This window comes from Amycolatopsis sp. NPDC003865 (assembly GCF_053605345.1).
Genome location: NZ_JBSGJA010000003.1, coordinates 460,297 through 478,576, shown reverse-complemented (window position 1 = coordinate 478,576; position 18,280 = coordinate 460,297). Strand labels below are relative to the sequence as shown.

Genomic DNA, 18,280 nt, shown 5'->3' with positions numbered 1-18,280 from the left:
TCAGTCCTCTCCGAGATTCCGCCGGACCCCGTAAGCCGCTTCGCGGGCTTCGAGGTGGCGCTGCTGGATCCGGTGGCCCTCGGCGCGCTGCGCCTCGGTCGGCTCGTCCAGCTCGAGCCGGAGCTTCTGGTTCTTCTGCCAGGACGGGGGTTCCGCGCTGGACGCCAACGCCCACGCCGCCTGGCGCGCCGCCCCGATGGCGACGTACTCGGCGACTTCGGGCAGCTGCACGGGCACCCCGAACACCAGCGGCGCGACCGCGCGGACGGCGGCCGACTGCGCGCCCCCGCCGATCAGCAGCACGCGCTCGACGTCGAGGCCGTGCGCGCGCACCGCGTCGAGCCCGGCGGCGAGGCCGCAGAGCATGCCTTCGACGGCACTGCGCGCGAGGTTCTGCGGGGTCATGTTGTCCCTGGTCAACCCGCTCAGCGAGCCGGTCGCGCCGGGGAGGTTCGGGGTGCGCTCGCCGTCCAGGTAGGGCAGGAAGGTCAGGCCGCCGGAACCCGGCTCCGCGGTCAGCGCGAGACGGTCGAACTCGCTCAGCGTCGCGCCGATCATCGACGCCGTCGCGGTGAGGACGCGGGCGGCGTTGAGCGTGCAGGCCAGCGGGAGGAAGCGGCCGGTGGCGTCGGCGAACCCGGCGACCTCGCCGGACGCGTCGGCCGCGCCCTTCTCGGCGACGCCGAACACGGTGCCGCTGGTGCCGAGCGAGACGACGACGTCGCCGGGCTTGAGTTCCAGCCCGAGCGCGGCGGCCATGTTGTCGCCGGTGCCCGCCGAGACGAGCACTCCGTCCGCGGTGTGGCCGGCGGCGTCGGCCGGGCCGAGCACGGTGGGCAGCTCCGGCGTCCGGCCGCCGAAGGCGTGGCTCAGGACGTCGAGGCGGTAGGCGTTGTCGGACGGCGAGAAGTAGCCGGTGCCGGAGGCGTCACCGCGGTCGGTGACCGGGTCGCCGCCGGTGAGCTTCCAGGTCAGCCAGTCGTGCGGGAGCAGGACGCGCGCGACGCGGTCGGCGAGCTCGGGCTCGTTGTCGGCCAGCCAGCGCAGCTTCGTGACGGTGAAGCTGGCGACCGGCACCGAGCCGACGGACTTGGCCCAGACCGACGGCCCGCCGAGCTCGTCGACGAGGTCGAGGGCCGCGCGCGCGGAGCGGGTGTCGTTCCACAGCAGCGCGGGCCGGACGACCTCGCCGTCCTCGTCGAGGGTGACCATGCCGTGCTGCTGCCCGCCGACGCCGATGGCCTTGACGTCGTCGAGCAGGCCCTTCGTCGCCTCACCGAAGGCGTCCCACCAGGCGGCGGGGTCGACCTCGGTGCCCTCGGGGTGCGGCGCGCGGCCGGTGCGGACGATTTCGCCGGTTTCGGCGTCGCACACGACGACCTTGGTCGACTGTGTGGACGAGTCGATGCCGGCGACCAGTTCAGCTGTCATAGGGCTGCCCCTCTGCGACGTGTTCGACGATCTCGATCGCGGTGCCCGCGTTGAGCGCGGCCTCGATCTCCTCGGTGGGCGTGGCTTCGCCGGTGATCAGCAGGTCGTAGTCGCCGACGTCGCCGTGCGCGTAGGTGGCGGTCCGGCCGAACTTCGAGTGGTCGACGACCAGGACGTTCTGGTTCGCGACCTTGAGCGCGGCCTTCTTGAGCTCGGCGTAGTCGCGGTCGGGGTGGAAGAGCCGCCCGACGGCGACGGCGGTGACCGAGACGAACGAGACGTCGGCGCGGATGGAGTCCAGCAGGTTGAGGACCTCGGGGCCGGCGCAGGAGTCGTACTCGGGCGAGTACCGGCCGCCGGCCAGCACGACGTCGTTCTTCGGGCCCAGCAGGCGCGCGGCGTGCAGCGAGTTGGTGACGACGGTGAGAGCGTCGATCTCGGCCAGGCGCTTGACCAGCGGGAGGAGGGTCGTCGAGTCGTCGACGAAGACGGTTTGCCCTGGCTGGACGTGCTTCGCGGCGGCCTCGCCGAGAGCGTCCTTCTCGTCGTGGTGGAGGGTGTCGCGGAAGCGGGCGGCGGTCTCGATGGTCAGCGCCGGGTACGCCTCGACCTTGCCGCGCAGCTTGCGCAGGAGGCGGCGCTCGGCGAGGTCGTCGAGGTCGCGGTGCATGGTCATCAGGCTGACCTTGAACCGGCTGGTCAGGTCGTCGATGCGAGCTTCGCCGTGCTCGATGACGTGGTCGAGGATGTCCTGCCGCCGCTGTTCGACGACGGCGTCGGACGGCCGGGTCTTCCGGTCTCCGGGTGCTGTGCCGCCGCTCACACGGCATTCTTACCAGATTTATCGTCCGGAGTTAACAGAGAACTCGATAACTCTTCTCAGGAGGTTAGCGAGCGGATCAACCGGATGGCCTCCGGGATCGCGTGGACCAGGCCCGATGCCGACGTCGGGGCGTTCTGGGCCGCGATCGCCCCCGCCAGCGAGTGGACGTGAGCCGCGGCGGCCGCCGCCAGCCACGGGTCCAGGCCTGCTGCCAGCAGTGACCCGACCAGCCCGGAGAGGACGTCGCCCGAGCCCGCCGTCGCCAGCCAGGCGCCGCGGGGCGTGTTCACCGCGACCCGGCCGTCCGGGGCCGCGATCACCGTGACATGCCCCTTCAGCAGCACCACCGCGTCGTACTTCTTCGCCGCGTCGCGCGCCGCCGTCACGCGGTCCGCGCCCGGCTTCCGGCCCATCAGGCGCTCGTACTCGCCCGCGTGCGGGGTCAGGACCAGCGGGGTGTCCGGGTCACGTGCGTCCAGGACCTCCGGGGACTTCGCGATGATCGTCGTCGCGTCGGCGTCCGCGCAGACCGGGACGCCCTGGCCCAGGACGTGCCGCAGCACGTCACGGACTTCCGAGCCGGTGCCGATGCCCGGCCCGACCGCCCACGCCTGGACGCGGCCCGCGTCCGCGACCGTGCCCGTCGCGATGATCTCCGGCCACTGCGCCCGGACGACGTCGGCCGCGTGGCCGGCGTAGCGGACCATGCCCGCCGTCGCGCGGACCGCCGAGCCCGCCGCCAGCACCGCCGCGCCCGGGTACGTCGCCGAGCCCGCCGCGATCCCGACCACGCCCTGGCTGTACTTGTCGTCCTCCGGGCCGGGGATCGGCCAGGCCGCGGCGACGTCGACGATGTCGAGGCGCCGCAGGTCCGGGTCGGTGAGTTCGAGACCGATGTCGACCAGCACGACTTCGCCGCAGTGGGCGGGCGCGAGCGCGTGCACCGGCTTGAGCGCGCCGAACGTGACGGTCTTGGCCGCCTTGACCGCCGGGCCGTCGACCGCGCCGGTGTCCGGGTCGACGCCGCTGGGCAGGTCGACCGCGACGATCGGCGCCTCGACCAGCTCGACGAGCCGCGCGGCGTCCGGCCGCAGCGAGCCCTGGGCGGAGATGCCGACGATGCCATCGACCACGACATCCGCCCGTTCGATCCACTGTGGACCCTCTTCGGCGGGCACCGCACGGCCTCCGGCCCGCTTCAGCGCGTTGAGTCCCTTGGCGTGGGCTTTCCCGGGCTTCAGCAGGATCGCCGTGACGGCCACGCCGCGACGGCGCAGGAACGCACCGGCCCAGAGCGCGTCGCCGCCGTTGTCGCCCGAGCCGACGAGCAGCACGACCCGGCGGCCGGACACGCCACCGGTGTGGTCGTCGAGGAAGTCCGCGATGTGCACCGCGAGCCCGAAGGACGCCCGCCGCATCAGCTCGCCTTCCGGCGTGACGGCGAACGCCCGCCCCTCCGCCTCGCGAATCCGTTCCGTGGTCCAGATTCCCTGCACGGCGGGGCCTCCCGCTTACTCGACGGTGACGGACTTCGCCAGGTTACGCGGCTTGTCGACGTCGTACCCGCGGGCGCGGGCGATCTCCGCGGCCAGCACCTGCAGCGGCACCGTGGAGACGAGCGGCTGCAGCAGCGTCGGCACCGCGGGGACCTCGATGAGCTCGTCGGCGAACGGCCGGACGGTCTCGTCGCCCTCTTCGGCGATCACGATCGTGCGGGCGCCGCGCGCCTGGATCTCGCTGATGTTCGACACGAGCTTCGAGTGCAGCACCGCGCGGCCCTTGGGCGACGGCATCACGACGACGACCGGCAGGCCCTCTTCGATCAGCGCGATCGGGCCGTGCTTGAGCTCGCCGGCCGCGAAGCCCTCGGCGTGCATGTACGCGAGTTCCTTGAGCTTCAGCGCGCCTTCGAGGGCGACCGGGAAGCCGACGTGGCGGCCGAGGAACAACACCGCGCGCGAGTCCGCGATGCGGCGGCCGAGGTCACGGGTCTGCTCCACAGTGGACAGTACCTTTTGGACGGCCGCGGGCATGGCCTCCAGCTCGGCGAACTCGCGGGCGACCTCGTCCGGGTACTTCGTGCCGCGCGCCTGCGCCAGCGCCAGGCCGACCAGGTAGTTGGCCGCGATCTGGGCGAGGAACGCCTTGGTCGAGGCGACGCCGATCTCGGGGCCGGCGTGGGTGTAGAGGACGGCGTCGGACTCACGCGGGATCTGCGCGCCGTTGGTGTTGCAGACAGCCAGGACGCGCGCCTTCTGCTCGCGCGCGTGCCGGACGGCTTCGAGCGTGTCCGCCGTCTCGCCGGACTGGCTCACCGCGACGACCAGCGTGTCGCGGTCCAGCACCGGGTCCCGGTAGCGGAACTCGGACGCCAGCTCGACCTCGACCGGCAGCCGCGTCCAGTGCTCGATGGCGTACTTCGCGACCAGGCCGGAGTGGTACGCCGACCCGCAGGCGACGACGAAGACCTTGTCCACGTCGCGCAGGTCCTGGTCGGAGATGCGCTGCTCGTCGAGGATGATCCGGCCGGACTCGAAGTGGCCGCGCAGCGTGTTGGCCAGCGCCTCCGGCTGCTCCTCGATCTCCTTAAGCATGAAGTACTCGTGACCGCCCTTTTCGGCGGCGGAGAGGTCCCAGTCGACGGTGAACGGCTTGGCCTGGGCGGCGTCGCCGTGGAAGTCGGTGACCTCGTAGCCCTCGCGCGTGATGACGACGAGCTGGTCCTGGCCCAGTTCGACGGCCTCGCGGGTGTGCTCGATGAAGGCGGCGACGTCCGAGGCGACGAAGTGCTCCCCCTCGCCGACGCCGACGACCAGCGGCGACGACCGGCGCGCGGCCACGATGGTGTCCGGCTGGTCGGCGTGCGTCACGACGAGGGTGAAGGCGCCTTCGAGCCGCCGGCAGACGGCGGCGACGCTGGCGGCGAGGTCACCCTTGGTGTCGCCTTCGGCGTAGGCGCGGGCGACGAGGTGCGCGGCGGTCTCGCTGTCGGTGTCGCTGGCCATCTCGACGCCGTCGGCCTCCAGCTCGGCGCGGAGGGTGGCGAAGTTCTCGATGATGCCGTTGTGCACGACGGCGACGCGCTGGGTGGTGTCGCGGTGCGGGTGCGAGTTGCGGTCGATCGGCGCGCCGTGGGTGGCCCAGCGGGTGTGGCCCATCCCGGCGGTGCCGCTCATGGTCTCCCGGCCGACCTTGTCGAGCTCGGCTTCCAGGTTGGCGAGGCGGCCGGCCTTGCGTTCGACGGTCAGTTTGCCGCCGTCCAGCACGGCGATGCCGGCCGAGTCGTAACCGCGGTACTCCATGCGCCGGAGCCCGCCGAGGACGACGTCCAGAGCCGGGCGGTGCCCGACATATCCCACGATTCCACACACGCGCACCAGCCTAACGAGGGATATTCGGCGGGTTGACGGGGTCTGGAAAGGGGCTTTCACCTGGGGGTATCGCTGTCGCGGTGGTCCGGACCAATGCTTTGTAACCCACACGTGTGGGTCTTGGGCCCGCCACCCCGCTCGCCCATTGTGACTACGGACGGCAACGCCGCGTCAAGGCGGGAAAGCGTGCCTTGACCCGGCGCTGCCGTCCGTGTTCTGGCTTCGGATCGGGGTTGCGGGAGGCCTGGGTGGCTGGGGGGTGCTGTCTGCTCTCCGGCCGCCGGTCTTCTGGTTCCTGGCTCCGTGCCCGCCGGAGCGGGCGATGGCGACCAATCCGGGAACCCGTGACGCGGCCGGCGCCGCAGCCGGGCGCGGCGGTGCTGGCGGCAGGCGCGGCCCACCAGCCGGCGGGCGCCCGTCTCCGGTGCGCCGGCCGGCCGTCGGTGCGGCGGGCGCGCCCCATCAGCGGTCGGGCGCTAGGGTTCCGCCATGGCCAGCAAGCCCAAGCAGCTGCTCGCGGAGTTGACGCACCCGGGTCCGCACGAGGTCCTGCGGGGCAATCTCGCGCTGGTCGGGCTGCCCGGTGTCGTCTACACACCCCGCTCCGGGCTCGGGTTGCCCGCCCTTGCCTTCGGGCACGGGTGGCTGCAGCCGCCCGATCGGTACCGGCAGCTGCTGCACCACCTCGCCAGCTGGGGCATCGTCGCCGCCGCGCCGGCCACGCAAAAAGGGCCGCTGCCCTCGCACCGGTTGCTCGCCGCCGACCTGCTGACCACCCTCGACGTCGTCACCACCGTGCGGCTCGGACCCGACGGCATCAGCGTCGACCCCGCCAAGCTCGGCCTCGCCGGGCACTCCACCGGTGGTGGCTCCGCCGTCCTCGCCGCGGCTCAGGACGCCCAGGCCGAAAACCCGCGGATCAAAGCCGTCGCGACCATCACCGCCGCCCAGACGATGCCGCCCGCCACCGAGGCCGCCAAGGCCATCACCGTTCCCGGCCTGCACCTCGCCGCCGAAGAAGACCTCGTCGCCCCCAAGGTCGGGCACGCCGAGGCCATCACCGACGCCTGGGGCGGCGAAGACGTCCAGCTGCGCACCCTCGGCAAGGCGACCCACCTGGGCGTCACCGAGGGCAAGCACTGGTCGCAGCTGATCATGCACGGCAAGCCGCACCGCAAGACCCAGCAGCTCACGCGCGCCCTGTTCACGGCGTTCTTCCTCACGCACCTGACCGGCACCGACAAGTACCGGCCCCTCCTCGAAGCGGACGTCAAGCGCGCCCCCATCGAGCGCGAGGAAGAACCCGCGCACTGACCCTCGCGGGTCAGACCAGCCAGCTGGTGCTGGAGAAGTCGTCCTCGTCGTCGGGCTGACGCGCGTGGCGACCCCGCTTCGGCGGCTCCGGCGCCGGCGGCGCGGGAGGCTCCGGTGCGGGCGGCGCCGCCGCGGCCGGGACCGGAGTCCCGTAGCTCGGCGTCGGGTAGGCCGTGTAGCCGGTGTCGGCTTCCTCGTCCTGGACGCCGAACTCCATCAGGGACTCGCGGCCCTTGTCGGCCAGCGTCTTCTCCGTCGCCCAGCCGCCCGCGCTCTGCTTGCGCTTGTTGAGCTCGTCCATGTGCTCGGCGTACTTCTGCGCGGCGGCCAGCTCGTTCTTCAGCCCCTCTCGGGCCTGCGTCTCGGCTTCGGCGACACGGCGTTCGCGCAGCCCACGCTGCTCGTCCTGCTCGCGCGCCGCGGCGTCCATCGTCGAGATCGCCGCGCGGTACCGGTCTTCGGCGCTGGTCATCGGCCCTCCCTGGCCCTCATCACCGGTCGTACCGGATCGAACGGTCACCCTCGTCGTCGAGCGAGCCGCTGATCCGGCCCTTGGCGCCGCTCGTCTCGAAGACGCCGCCCTCGATGCGGTACTGGCTGGGCCCGCGCTGCTGGTCGCCACCGCCACCACCCGGCGCGCCGCCCATGCCGCCCATCATGCCCATGCCCCCCATGCCGGACATCCCGCTCATGCTGCCCGACGAGCTCGCGGCCGCGGCGTGCGCGCCCGGGTCGACCGGGGTCGCGCCGAGCCCGCCGCCGTCGGACATCGGGAGCGACGCGTCGCTGCCGGACTGCGCGCCCGGGTCGAGCGACACCGCGCCGGCGAAGTCCGCGGACCCGCCACCGGTAACGGCCGACCCGAAATCGCTCGCCCCCGCCGTGGTCGTCGCGTCGCCGCCACCGCCTGCCATCGCGGTGTCCCCGCCGCCGGCACCCGCGTCGGCCGTGGCCATCGCCGGCTCCGCGCCGACGCTGCCGCCGAAGTCACCGGAGAAGTCCTGCCCGCCCGGCGCGACGAACCCGCCTTCGCTGGACGCGCCCCGCGTGAAGCCCGGGTCGGGGTTGTCCGGCGAAGGGTCCTTCGTCAGCGCCGACTCCGCGCCCGGGTCGTGCTTGATGTCCGCGCCGACGGGCTTGCCGGTGTCGGACGCCGCGTCCTTCGCCGGGTCGGTCTTGAGGTCGCCCGCCTTGGGGTCGTCCTTCTCGTCGAGCGTGTACGTCGTCGGCTCGCCCTTGCCGTCGTCGACGGTCACGATCGTCGGGCCGTCCGGCCCCTCCGGCCGCTCGGCCGTGATCTTGAGGTTGCCGTCCTGGATGTGGATCTTGCCGTCCGGGCCCGGCTTGTAGCTGCCGTCGGCCGAGGGCTGCCCCTCCTTGACCGCCTGCGACCCCTGCGGGCCGAAGCTGCCGTCCTTGGCGCCGTCCTTGCCATCCTTGGCGTCGTCCTTGCCCGCTTCGGCCTTGTCGTCGTCACCCCAGTCGAGGTGGTAGTCCTTCTTGTGGCCGTGGCCGTCGTCCACGGAGATGTCCTGCTTGCCCTCCTTGTCGGGCTCGGACATCTCGATCGTGTTGTCGCCCTTCTTGACCGACACCGTGTCGGTGTCGTCCATGTCCTTGATGGCTTCGCCGGTCGTCGGGTCGATCGGGTACGGCTTGCCGGTCTCCGGGTCCATCTCGAGCGGCTTGCCCGTGATCGGGTTCTTGCCGTCCTCGGGCTTGGCCGGGTCGTCGGTCTTGGGCGGCTCGGTCGCCGACGGCGTCGTGCTGCCCCCGCCGCCCGTGCTGCCGCCGCCACCCGTGGACCCGCCACCGCCGGTGGAGCCGCCGCCCCCGGTGTCGCCGCCGCCGGTGTTGCCGCGGTGCGTGTCACCGCCGCCGGTGTCGTCACCGCCCTTGCCGGGGTCGCCCTTGGCCTCGGTGAGCTGGTTTCGGTAGCCGTCCAGGTACCTGGCCAGCGCGCCCCACTGCTGGTCGATCGTGTCCTTGGCCGACTTGCACGAGCCGTTGAACGCGGTGATCAGGCTCTGGTACTCGGTCGTGAACGCGCCGTCGCGCCAGTAGCGGCAGACGTTGCGGCCGTACTCCTTGTTCTCGTCGTTGAAGCCGCAGTCGTCGTTCTGCAGCCGCTCGGCGAGGTTGGTCTGGTTGCCGTTCTTGGCGTTGACGGCGTCGACCCAGCCGGCGACCTTCATGAAGTCGTCGAACTCCTCGGTCTCGCCGTTGGCGATCTTGAGGACGTCACGCGCCATGTTGATGTCGGCCTGGGCGATGGTCGTGCGGTGCAGCTGCAGGACCTCGTCGACCTTCTTCTTGACGGCGTCGAAGACGTGCGTCACGGTCTGCGGGATCAGCTTCGCGGCGCCGTCGATCTGCTTCGACAGCTCCTGGGCGTGCGGCTTGACCGTCTCGTCGTACTTGATCTCCGCGGCGTTCGCGCCCTTGCCCTTCCACTCCCCGAAGAGGGTCTGGAGCTCGGTGTCGCTCTTGCCCAGTGTGTCTTCGACGACCTTGTGGGCCTTGCTCAGGTCGTCGGCCTCGGTGAGGAACTTCTGGAACTGGATGCCGCGGTTCTCGTCGAACTTGTCCCGCAGGTCCTTCTGCGAGTCGATGTGACCGGACCCGCCCTTGATCTTGTTCCAGATCTCGTCGGTCCACAGGGCCAGGAAGTCGACCGTGATCTTGCCCTGGTCGAGCAGTTCGTCCGACGTCTTCGCGCCGACACCCAGGGTGGGGGTCGCCACTCCGTCGAGGTTCTTCTTCGCCTGGTTCTTGCGGTCGGTCTGGGCCTGCTGTTCCTTGCCCTTGGCCGCCGATTCCTGCTTCGCGCGCGCGAGGATTTCGTCGGTGTCGTCGTTTTCGAAGACCCGGTAGTCACCGCCGTCGTCGGAGTAGTTCTCGATGTACTCCTTGGCGTACTTCTCTTCTTCTTCGTTGAAGTTGAAGGTGTTGCGGTCGTACTCCTCCATGAGCTCCGTTTTGGTCTCCATGGAGACGTTCGGGTCATCGAGGACCTTCTTGATTTCCGCCCAGTCGGCCATTACCTGCTCCCCGCCGCGTTCGCCCGCGCGCCGGCGTCCTGCTCCTGCGCGCTGTACTTGGAGCCCGCGGTGCCGATCCCGGAGCTGAGGTTCATCAGCGCGTTCGAAAGCCCGGTCATGCCGGCGCCGATCTGGTCGATCCCGGACTTGTACTTGCCGAAGCTCTCCTGGTGCACGCGGCCGAAGTCCCCGGCCACGATCTCGGTCGGCGCGACCTTCGATGCCTCGGTCGCCGGGTCGTCCGCGGCGTCCGCCAAGCGCACCTGCGCCCGCGTCATCGCCTCCGAACTCGCTTCATAACCGTTTGGCATGGTCGCAGCCCCCTTCGATCCCACAGTCCTCGCTCGGTGTTCGAGACTGTGACGCGCCCGGCCGCCGTTCGGTGCCGTCGCAGATGCACACAGAGTCTAGCGTTCGGGCGAGCGGCCTACCTGGGCTTCGCCGAAGTGCACTCAGCCGCGTGCCCGCTGCGCGGCGACCGCCTCGGAGATCACCTCGGCGACGCCGCGGACGTCCACTAGCCGGTCGAGCTCGTCCAGGTCCACCGACACGCCGTAGCGCACCTCGGCCCGGGCGAGCAGCTGGACGCGCTGCCGGGACGTCATGCCGATGTCGTCGAACGGGGTCGTGTCGCCGAGCCGCTCCGGCGGGATCTCCAGCGCGGTGCAGACGATCTTGCGGATCTCGTCGGCGTAGGCGCCCGCGTCATCCATGGCGCCCATTCTCGCCCCACCACCGGTCGCGGGCCGCGGCGCGGGACACCTTGCCGCTGGAGGTCCGCGGCACCGCGCCCGGCGGCACCAGCCACAGGGCGCGCAGCGGCAGGTCGTGGCCCGCGGACACGGCCCGCCGCACGGCCGTCTCGACGTCGTCGCCGGGCGCCGTGCAGCCGGCCACCACCGCGACGCCCTCGCCACCGCCGTCCCGCACGGCGAACGCGGCCACGCGCGCCGGCCGGATGGCGGGGTGGGCGGCCTCGACGGTGGCCTCGATGTCCTGCGGGTGGTGGTTGCGGCCGTCGACGATGATCAGGTCCTTCCGCCGGCCGGTGACGTAGAGCTGTCCTTCGTGGACGAACCCGAGGTCCCCGGTGCGGAGCCAGCCGTCCGCGGTGAAGGTGTCACCGCGGTCCGGGCGGCCCCAGTAGCCGTCGGCGACGTTCGGACCGGCGACCTGGATCTCTTTGTCGACAATGCGGATCCGCTGGCCGTACGGCCGCCCCACCGACACCCGCGGCTCGCCGCCGTCGAACGTCGTGACGGTCGGGCCTTCGTCGCCCGCGCTGGCGACGAACACCGTCGCTTCGGCCAGGCCGTAGCACGGCTTGAGCGCGGTGCGCGGCAGCCCGAACCGGGCGAAGGCGTCGTGGAACGCGTCGAGGCTGGCCGCGCGGATCGGTTCGCTGCCGTTGAGCACGGAGTTGACGTGCGAAAGGTCGACGTCCTCGAGTTCACCCGCTGCTTCCGCGGCCAGGTCGAAGGCGAAGTTCGGCGCGGCGGTGATCGCGCCGGGGTGTTCGGCGAGCAGCCGGATCCAGCGCAGCGGGTCGCGCACGAACTCCATCGGCGTGCAGAAGACCGAATGCGCGCCCAAGAAAACCGGCGTGCCGATGAGCAGGACCAGGCCCATGTCGTGGAAGAACGGCACCCAGCCGGCCAGGTGGGTCGAGGCGTCCGCGTGGTAGCACTCGGTCGTCTGCCAGCAGGCGGCCACCAGAGCGCGGTGCGAGATCACCGCGCCGGCCGGGCGGCTCGTCGAGCCCGACGTGTACTGCAGGTACGCCGGATCGGTCATCGCCACGGCGGCGGGCGGTTCGACGTCGTCGGGTTCGATGTCCTCGACGACCAGTGCGGCGACCGGTGGGAGCTTGTCCAGGAGATCCTTCGAGGTCAGGCAGGCTGCGGGAGTGGCGTCGGCGAAGGCCGATTCGATCCGGGCGCGGCCGGTGCGGCCGGCCGGGACGGACAGCGGCACCGCGATCCGCCCCGCGTAGAGCGTGCCGAGGAACGCGACGACGTAGCCGAGGTCCTGCCGGGCGACGATCGCCACCCGGTCGCCCGGCCGGGTGCGGCGCCGCAGCTCCCGCGCGACGCCGCGGACGCGCGCGAGCACCCGGGGCCAGGTCAGGGTGTGGTCGGCGGGGCCGGGAAAGGTCCGGCACGTGAACGCGGGCCGGTCCGCGGCCGCGTTGCGAAGCAGGTAGTCCGTGAACGGGGTGGTCAGGACCTCTTCCGGGACGTCTGCGGGCGGCACGCGCTCATCCTGCCCTACCGTGTCGAAGCGATGGACGACTTCGAGCGGCACGGGATCGGCGTGGTCTCCGGCCGCGACGCGTGCGCGCGGGCCCTGCGCTCCCCCGCGCTGACGTCGGATCCCGGCGGCGGCTCACCGAGTGTGCTGCTGCGCGACGGCGACGGCCACACGCGGGTCCGCGGGGTGCTGCGGGAGATCATCGCCGGGCTGGAGCCCCTGCCGGCGCCGGTGGCCGGCGGGATCGAGGCCGTGGCGGCGGGGCTGGGGTCGTCGTTCGACCTGGTGCGGGACTTCGCGCGGCCGGTGGCGGGGCTGGTGACGTCGGCGGTGCTCGGGGTGGACCTGGACGACGCCTTCCTGGACCGCTTGGAGGCGACGACGGCCAACCTGGACGTCTTCGGCGGCGCGGACCGGGCGGGCCAGGCGGCGGCGTTCCGGCTCGCGGTGCAGCTGAGCCGGACCCCGGCCGGGCCGGGCGGGTTGACGGCGTTGCGGGAGGCCCATGCGGCCGGACGGCTCGACGAAGACGAGCTGGCGCTCAACGCCGTCGTGCTGGCCCACGCGGCGTACGAGAACTCGCTGAACTTCCTCGCCTGCGCCGGGCTGGAACTCGCGGCTTCGGGGCCGCGGAGTGTGCGTGACCTGGTGACCGCGGTCTGCCCGGCCCGGTACGTGCTGCGGTTCGGGCCGGAGGGGCCGGTGGCGGTGTCCCTGGCCGAGGGGCTGCCGTTCGGGCTCGGGCGCCACGCCTGCCCGGGGTCGGGAGTCGCGCTGGCCGAAGGTGAGGTCGCACTCGCCGCCCTCGCCCGGAGGCTGGGCGAGGGCTGCGAGGTGCGAGACGTCGTGTGGAAGAGCCACCCGGTGTTCCACGGCCTGGCGAAGGCCGTGGTCACCCGGTCAGGAAACCGCTGAAACCACGCCGGCCAGGCGGTCGGCCGCGGCCTGGGCCGTCGACTGCGCCGGGGCCTCGACCATCACGCGGACCAGCTGCTCGGTGCCGGACGGGCGCAGCAGCACCCGGCCCTCCTCGCCCAGCTCGGCCTCGACCGCGCCGACCGCGTCGCGGACCTCGGTGGAGTCGGCGACCGCCGCCTTGTCCGCGACCGGGACGTTCACCAGGACCTGCGGCAGCCGGTTCATCACCGCGGCCAGGTCGGCCAGGGACTTGCCCGTCTCGGCGATGCGGCTCATCAGGCGCAGGGCCGTCAGCAGGCCGTCACCCGTGGTCGCGTGGGCCGGCAGCACGACGTGGCCGGACTGCTCGCCGCCGAGGGCGTAGCCGCTCGCGCGCAGCTCCTCGAGGACGTACCGGTCGCCCACCGCCGTCGTGACGACGTTCACGCCGTGGGCCTTCATCGCCAGGTGCAGGCCGAGGTTGCTCATCACGGTCGCGACCAGCGTGTCCTTCACCAGCTCGCCGGACTCGGCCAGCGCGAGGGCCAGCACGGCCATGATCTGGTCGCCGTCCACGAGCTCGCCGGCGGAGTCGACGGCCACGCAGCGGTCGGCGTCGCCGTCGTGGGCGATGCCCAGGTCGGCGCCGTGCGCGACGACCGCCTCGCGCAGCTTCTCGGGGTGGTTCGAGCCGCAGTGGTCGTTGATGTTGATGCCGTCGGGCTCCGCGTGCAGCGCGACGACCTCGGCGCCGGCGCGGCGGTACACCTCGGGGGCGGCGGCCGACGACGCGCCGTTCGCGCAGTCGACGACGACCTTCAGCCCGGCGAGCGAGTGCGGCGTCGCGCCGAGCAGGTGGGTGGCGTAGCGGTCGAGGGCGTCGTCGACGTCGTGGACGCGGCCGACGCCGGCCCCGGTCGGGCGGACCTTGCCGTCCGCGAGGCCGGCCTCGATCTCGTCCTCGATGCCGTCGGGCAGCTTGTGCCCGCCCGCGGCGAAGAGCTTGATGCCGTTGTCGGGCATCGGGTTGTGCGACGCGGAGATCATCACGCCCAGGTCGGCCTCGAGCGAGCCGACCAGGTAGGCGACGGCGGGGGTCGGCAGGACGCCGACGCGCAGGACGTCGGCCCCGGCGGACGTGAGGCCCGCGACGACCGCGGCCTCGAGCATCTCGCCGCTGGCGCGCGGGTCGCGGCCGACGACCGCGACCGGCCGGTGCGAGCGGTCGTGCGCGGCGAGCACGCGGGCGGCGCTGGCCGCCAGCGCCAGCGCGAGCTCCGGCGTCAGCTCGGCGTTGGCCAGGCCACGTACCCCGTCGGTACCGAACAGGCGTGCCATCGATGGACCTCCTCAGTGCGGTCACCAGTGAACCGCCACGACAACCTAGCGACCCTGACGGACCGCGGTGTTCCACCCCCGAGTGTCGCTCCCGGCCGCGGAAACGACACACCCCAGAAAAACACTGGAGCGCCCATCCGATGGACGGATGGGCGCTCCGGTGGGTTGCGCCAGGGGCGCGATCAGCGCTTGCTGTACTGCGGGGCCTTGCGGGCCTTCTTGAGGCCGTACTTCTTCCGCTCCGTGGCGCGCGCGTCACGGGTCAGGAAGCCGGCCTTCTTGAGGGCCGGGCGGTCGTCCGCGTCGACCTCGACGAGCGCGCGGGCGATCGCCAGGCGCAGCGCACCGGCCTGGCCGGAGACGCCGCCGCCCTTGAGGTTGGCGAAGATGTCGAAGGAGTCCGGCTTCTCGACCGTGACCAGCGGCTCGCGGATGAGCTGCTGGTGCACCTTGTTCGGGAAGTACTCCTCGAGGGTGCGGCCGTTGAGCTTGAACTCACCGGTACCCGGGACGACCCGCACGCGGACGACGGCCTCCTTGCGGCGGCCGACGGTCTGCGCGTTGCCGCCGGCGGCACGCGACGGACGCGGCGCGGCGGGGGTCTCGCTGGTCGCGACGGCGCCGGTCTCGGTCGCCTCGGTGGCCTCGACGACCTCGGGGGTCTCGGTCTCGGTGCTGGTCACAGACTGTTCCTCACTCACTGCGCGACCTGCGCGATCTTGGTGATCTCGCGCGCCTGCGGCTGCTGCGCGGCGTGCGGGTGCTCAGCGCCGGCGTAGACCTTCAGCTTCTTCGCCTGGGCGCGGCCGAGCTTGTTCTTCGGCAGCATGCCCTTGACGACCTTCTCGACGAGGTGCTCGGGCTTGGTGTCGAGCAGCTCGCCGAAGGAGCGCTTGCGCAGACCGCCGGGGTAACCGCTGTGCCGGTAGGCGAACTTCTGCTCGCGCTTGTTACCGGTGAGCGCGACCTTCTCGGCGTTGACGATGATGACGAAGTCACCGGTGTCCACGTGCGGGGCGTAGGTCGGCTTGTGCTTGCCGCGCAGCAGCGTGGCGACCTCGGTCGCCAGCCTTCCGAGCACGACATCCTCGGCGTCGATCACGTGCCAGGCACGAGTGAGATCGCCGGGCTTGGGGCTGTACGTGGGCAAGGGTCTACCTCGTCGTCAACATTGCGTGTGGGTTCTGTGCGGGCCTAGCGCTTACGCGCCGCAGCGCACAACGACATGTAAAGATACCCGCACGCCCACCGCACCTGTGCATCGGGGGTGGGTTGAAGGGCCCATACTAGGCTCCGACCGGCCCGGGCGCAGCCGGACTCTACCCGGTTTTCCCGTCGAAGTGCCTGCACGCGTCGCCCCGACACGCGAGGATGAGACGATCCGGGCGGCACCATTCGAGCAGGGGACGCGCATGAGCAGACGACCGACGGCGATCTTCGTCCTGGGCGCCATCCTGGCCCTGGTCAGCGCCTGCGGCACGGCCAAGGCGGGCACCGCGCTGCCGAAGGGCGACGACGCGGCGGACTACGTCGGCGCGAAGTTCGAGCAGATCATCGGCAAGCTGTCCGACGCCATCACCGACACGCGCGACGTCACCAACTCGCTGGACGCCTACTTCAAGTTCGACGACAAGTGGATCCACAGCACCGTGACGTCGGCGCGCGCCGGCAGCCCGGAGAGCCGGGCGGTGCGGCACCGGTCGCAGAAGAACCCGGACGAGATCATCGACACGTACACGCCCGCCGACGGCGCGGTCGAGTACACCTACCTCGGCCCGTTCTACGTCCAGAAGGGCGTCTCGCCGACGGCGTGGGTGTCGATGCCGAAGCCGGAGGCCGGCCTGGTCCAGCCGTGCGTCTGGGGCGGGGTGCTGACCCCGTGCCGGATGGCGGACTCGACCGTGGACGCCTACAAGGCGGACAAGCGCGCGGTCCGCGGGGCGAAGAGCCTCGGCGACGGGAAGACCGCGCTGACCGTCAACGTGCCGTTCGAGATCTTCGTCAAGAACAAGGTCGAGATCCTGCCGCCCAGCATCACGAACCAGATCGGGCCGGAGCTGAAGAAGGCCATGGTGCCGACCACGATCACGCTGAACCCGGACGGCAGCCTGGTCTCGTTCGGGATGGACGCCAAGTTCTCCGGCGACGGCCACAACCTGGAGCTCAAGTACGACTTCCGGTTCACCGGCAAGGCGAGCCAGCAGGACATGCCGAGGGTGCCGGACGCGTCGCAGATCACGGTGCTGCCCGACCGGGCGGCGATGAACGACTTCTACCGCCGGCTCGGCGAAGCCCAGGGCAGCTGACGCGTGACCACGACCCGAGGTGATCTCCGATGACCCAGCCGCCCGGCCCCCAGCAGCAACCGCAGTGGTGGCAGCCCCCGCAGAACCCGCAGAACCCGGCCGGCACGCCCGCGGGGTGGCAGGAGCAGCAGGCGACCGGCCCGCACGCCGGGCAGTGGCAGCAGAACGCCGACCCGGGCGCGGTTTCCGGGTCCTACACCGGCCAGTGGAACCCCGCGCAGCAGGGTTCCGGGTCGTTCTCGGGGCCGTGGCAGCCGGGGCAGCAGAGCGGCCCGTGGCAGCCGCCGTCCCAGCCGACGCCGCAGCAGCCGGGCACGCCGGGTGGTGGCCAGCCGGCCCAGTTCCCGCCGCCCGCTCCGCAGCAGCAGTACGGCGGCGGGTTCCAGCCGGCGCAGTACGGCGGCCTGGGCGCGTTCGCCGCGGAGCCGGAGAAGAAGCCGAAGTCGAAGAAGCCGCTGCTGATCGCCGGCGCGGCGATCCTGGTGCTCGCCGTCGGCGGCGTGACGGCGTGGCTGCTGGGCGCGTTCCGCGGCGACGTCCTGGAGCAACAGTCCCTTGAGGACGGCGTGGTCAAGGTCCTCAACGAGAGCTACGGCGAGCCGGACGTGACGAACGCGCAGTGCCCGGCGAACGAAGCCGCCCGGAACGGCACGACGTTCGACTGCACGGTGAAGATCGGCGGCCAGGACAAGAAAGTCACCGTGCGGGTGCTCAACGACCGGCCCGAGTACGAGGTCGGCGCGCCGCACTGAGTTTTTCGTTGCCGCGAAACGGAAAACGGCGGGCCCCGCACCGGAGTGCGGGCCCGCCGTGGTTCCGGGGTCAGCGGCTCAGAACAGGCCCTCGACCGCGTTGTCCGTCGACTGGTAGCCGTTCGCGATCTCCGGCAGGGCGGCGGCGATCTGCGCCAGAACCTGCTTGAGGTCCTCGAACTTCTGGTCCCAGGTGCGCTGGGCCGCGTCGTACTGCTCCTTGGCCGAACCGCTCCAGGTGGTGATCAGCGGCTTGAGGTCGTCCTTCAGGCGGTCGAACGCCTGCTGCAGCTCGCCACCGGTGGCGTTGCAGTCCTCGGCGGCCGCGTGGATGGTGGCGTAATTGACGACAATGCCGGCGCCATCGGGCATGGTGCGCTCCTTTTGTGCTGGAAAAGTTTTGGTGTGGAGAAAAGAGGTTCAGGGGTGGAACTCAGCCGAGTGCGTCGAAGCCCTTGTTGACGGCCGACAGGATCTCCTGCTGCTGCTGCTCGGAACGCTCGTACTTCGAACCGGCCTCGCGGAGCAGCTCCGCGATGCGCTGCAGCGCCTGGTTCATCTGGCGGGCGTCGTCGTCGAAGCGGCGCATGACGTTGTCGAACGCCTTCTGCGCTTCACCCTGCCAGCCGGCGCGGGTGGCCTCGATGCGGTCGCGCAGGGTCACCAGGTTGGCGTCCATGCCGGCGCGCACCTCGGTGACGCGGCCTTCGGCTTCGGTGAACTGCTGAACTGTCCCTGTGAACCCGGATCCAGCCAT

18 protein-coding genes are annotated in these 18,280 nt (G+C 71.7%); 4 read left to right on the top strand and 14 right to left on the bottom strand.

Features of this window, described 5'->3' with window-relative positions:
* Genes xylB through glmS form a run of 4 tightly spaced genes read right to left on the bottom strand, consistent with a single transcriptional unit; the run spans window position 1 to window position 5,625 of the window.
* Entirely contained in the window at window positions 1–1,431 is a 1,431-nt protein-coding gene (gene xylB / locus ACWEVP_RS10995; protein WP_452062370.1) for a xylulokinase, read from the bottom strand.
* The gene (locus ACWEVP_RS10990) at window positions 1,421–2,254 is read right to left on the bottom strand and encodes a DeoR/GlpR family DNA-binding transcription regulator (RefSeq protein ID WP_452062369.1); all 834 of its coding nucleotides are present in this window, start codon (window positions 2,252–2,254) and stop codon (window positions 1,421–1,423) included. Before ACWEVP_RS10990 ends, xylB begins: the two co-directional genes overlap by 11 nt.
* A 56-nt stretch (window positions 2,255–2,310) precedes the next feature.
* Window positions 2,311–3,750 carry an NAD(P)H-hydrate dehydratase gene (locus ACWEVP_RS10985; RefSeq protein ID WP_452062368.1) on the bottom strand — a complete coding sequence of 480 codons (1,440 nt, stop codon included), beginning with the start codon at window positions 3,748–3,750 and terminating at the stop codon, window positions 2,311–2,313.
* Between the two features lie 15 nt (window positions 3,751–3,765).
* Window positions 3,766–5,625, bottom strand: coding sequence for a glutamine--fructose-6-phosphate transaminase (isomerizing) (gene glmS / locus ACWEVP_RS10980; protein ID WP_452062367.1), 1,860 nt, complete (start codon window positions 5,623–5,625; stop codon window positions 3,766–3,768).
* 489 nt (window positions 5,626–6,114) lie between these two features.
* On the opposite strand from glmS, the gene ACWEVP_RS10975 reads away from it, so the two are divergent.
* A complete protein-coding gene (locus ACWEVP_RS10975) occupies window positions 6,115–6,939 on the top strand; it encodes a dienelactone hydrolase family protein (RefSeq protein WP_452062366.1) in 825 nt (274 codons plus the stop codon).
* A gap of 10 nt (window positions 6,940–6,949) precedes the next feature.
* Here ACWEVP_RS10975 and ACWEVP_RS10970 read toward each other — a convergent pair whose 3' ends face one another.
* The 5 genes from ACWEVP_RS10970 to ACWEVP_RS10950 all read right to left on the bottom strand — a co-directional run bounded on the left by ACWEVP_RS10970 (window position 6,950) and on the right by ACWEVP_RS10950 (window position 12,233).
* Window positions 6,950–7,411, bottom strand: coding sequence for a hypothetical protein (locus ACWEVP_RS10970; protein ID WP_452062365.1), 462 nt, complete (start codon window positions 7,409–7,411; stop codon window positions 6,950–6,952).
* A 19-nt stretch (window positions 7,412–7,430) separates the two neighbouring features.
* Window positions 7,431–9,980 carry a WXG100 family type VII secretion target gene (locus ACWEVP_RS10965; protein WP_452062364.1) on the bottom strand — a complete coding sequence of 850 codons (2,550 nt, stop codon included), beginning with the start codon at window positions 9,978–9,980 and terminating at the stop codon, window positions 7,431–7,433.
* Entirely contained in the window at window positions 9,980–10,291 is a 312-nt protein-coding gene (locus tag ACWEVP_RS10960; RefSeq protein WP_452062363.1) for a hypothetical protein, read from the bottom strand. Before ACWEVP_RS10960 ends, ACWEVP_RS10965 begins: the two co-directional genes overlap by 1 nt.
* Window positions 10,292–10,432: 141 nt before the next feature.
* Window positions 10,433–10,693 carry an acyl carrier protein gene (locus ACWEVP_RS10955; RefSeq protein WP_452062362.1) on the bottom strand — a complete coding sequence of 87 codons (261 nt, stop codon included), beginning with the start codon at window positions 10,691–10,693 and terminating at the stop codon, window positions 10,433–10,435.
* Window positions 10,686–12,233, bottom strand: a complete 1,548-nt coding sequence (locus tag ACWEVP_RS10950) for a fatty acyl-AMP ligase (protein ID WP_452062361.1) — start codon at window positions 12,231–12,233, stop codon at window positions 10,686–10,688. Before ACWEVP_RS10950 ends, ACWEVP_RS10955 begins: the two co-directional genes overlap by 8 nt.
* 30 nt (window positions 12,234–12,263) lie before the next feature.
* On the opposite strand from ACWEVP_RS10950, the gene ACWEVP_RS10945 reads away from it, so the two are divergent.
* Window positions 12,264–13,145 (top strand): cytochrome P450, encoded by an 882-nt coding sequence (locus tag ACWEVP_RS10945; RefSeq protein ID WP_452062360.1) that lies wholly within the window; start codon window positions 12,264–12,266, stop codon window positions 13,143–13,145.
* Here ACWEVP_RS10945 and glmM read toward each other — a convergent pair.
* The 3 genes from glmM to rplM all read right to left on the bottom strand — a co-directional run bounded on the left by glmM (window position 13,131) and on the right by rplM (window position 15,615).
* Window positions 13,131–14,465, bottom strand: a complete 1,335-nt coding sequence (glmM, locus tag ACWEVP_RS10940) for a phosphoglucosamine mutase (protein WP_452062359.1) — start codon at window positions 14,463–14,465, stop codon at window positions 13,131–13,133. The genes ACWEVP_RS10945 and glmM overlap by 15 nt on opposite strands.
* A 182-nt stretch (window positions 14,466–14,647) precedes the next feature.
* On the bottom strand, window positions 14,648–15,148 hold the full coding sequence (rpsI, locus tag ACWEVP_RS10935; protein WP_004560139.1) for a 30S ribosomal protein S9: 501 nt from the start codon (window positions 15,146–15,148) through the stop codon (window positions 14,648–14,650).
* Window positions 15,149–15,162: 14 nt separating this feature from the next.
* The gene (rplM, locus tag ACWEVP_RS10930) at window positions 15,163–15,615 is read right to left on the bottom strand and encodes a 50S ribosomal protein L13 (protein WP_400864327.1); all 453 of its coding nucleotides are present in this window, start codon (window positions 15,613–15,615) and stop codon (window positions 15,163–15,165) included.
* 262 nt (window positions 15,616–15,877) lie between these two features.
* Here rplM and ACWEVP_RS10925 point away from each other — a divergent pair, with 262 nt between their 5' ends.
* A complete protein-coding gene (locus ACWEVP_RS10925; RefSeq protein WP_452062358.1) occupies window positions 15,878–16,771 on the top strand; it encodes a hypothetical protein in 894 nt (297 codons plus the stop codon).
* 29 nt (window positions 16,772–16,800) lie between these two features.
* Window positions 16,801–17,523 (top strand): DUF4333 domain-containing protein, encoded by a 723-nt coding sequence (locus ACWEVP_RS10920; RefSeq protein ID WP_452062357.1) that lies wholly within the window; start codon window positions 16,801–16,803, stop codon window positions 17,521–17,523.
* Window positions 17,524–17,601: 78 nt separating this feature from the next.
* On the opposite strand, the gene ACWEVP_RS10915 is transcribed toward ACWEVP_RS10920, so the two are convergent.
* Complete coding sequence (locus ACWEVP_RS10915) at window positions 17,602–17,895, bottom strand: WXG100 family type VII secretion target (RefSeq protein WP_452062356.1); 294 nt, start codon at window positions 17,893–17,895, stop codon at window positions 17,602–17,604.
* 61 nt (window positions 17,896–17,956) lie between these two features.
* The gene (locus tag ACWEVP_RS10910; protein ID WP_452062355.1) at window positions 17,957–18,280 is read right to left on the bottom strand and encodes a WXG100 family type VII secretion target; all 324 of its coding nucleotides are present in this window, start codon (window positions 18,278–18,280) and stop codon (window positions 17,957–17,959) included.

Bases quoted from the DNA above. Each gene is read 5' to 3' on its own strand.
- xylB (WP_452062370.1), bottom strand. From the start codon at position 1,431: ATGACAGCTGAACTGGTCGCCGGCATCGACTCGTCCACACAGTCGACC.
- ACWEVP_RS10975 (WP_452062366.1), top strand. From the start codon at position 6,115: ATGGCCAGCAAGCCCAAGCAGCTGCTCGCGGAGTTGACGCACCCGGGT.
- ACWEVP_RS10970 (WP_452062365.1), bottom strand. From the start codon at position 7,411: ATGACCAGCGCCGAAGACCGGTACCGCGCGGCGATCTCGACGATGGAC.
- ACWEVP_RS10965 (WP_452062364.1), bottom strand. From the start codon at position 9,980: ATGGCCGACTGGGCGGAAATCAAGAAGGTCCTCGATGACCCGAACGTC.
- ACWEVP_RS10960 (WP_452062363.1), bottom strand. From the start codon at position 10,291: ATGCCAAACGGTTATGAAGCGAGTTCGGAGGCGATGACGCGGGCGCAG.
- ACWEVP_RS10955 (WP_452062362.1), bottom strand. From the start codon at position 10,693: ATGGATGACGCGGGCGCCTACGCCGACGAGATCCGCAAGATCGTCTGC.
- ACWEVP_RS10945 (WP_452062360.1), top strand. From the start codon at position 12,264: ATGGACGACTTCGAGCGGCACGGGATCGGCGTGGTCTCCGGCCGCGAC.
- glmM (WP_452062359.1), bottom strand. From the start codon at position 14,465: ATGGCACGCCTGTTCGGTACCGACGGGGTACGTGGCCTGGCCAACGCC.
- ACWEVP_RS10925 (WP_452062358.1), top strand. From the start codon at position 15,878: ATGAGCAGACGACCGACGGCGATCTTCGTCCTGGGCGCCATCCTGGCC.
- ACWEVP_RS10920 (WP_452062357.1), top strand. From the start codon at position 16,801: ATGACCCAGCCGCCCGGCCCCCAGCAGCAACCGCAGTGGTGGCAGCCC.
- ACWEVP_RS10915 (WP_452062356.1), bottom strand. From the start codon at position 17,895: ATGCCCGATGGCGCCGGCATTGTCGTCAATTACGCCACCATCCACGCG.
- ACWEVP_RS10910 (WP_452062355.1), bottom strand. From the start codon at position 18,280: ATGGCTGGATCCGGGTTCACAGGGACAGTTCAGCAGTTCACCGAAGCC.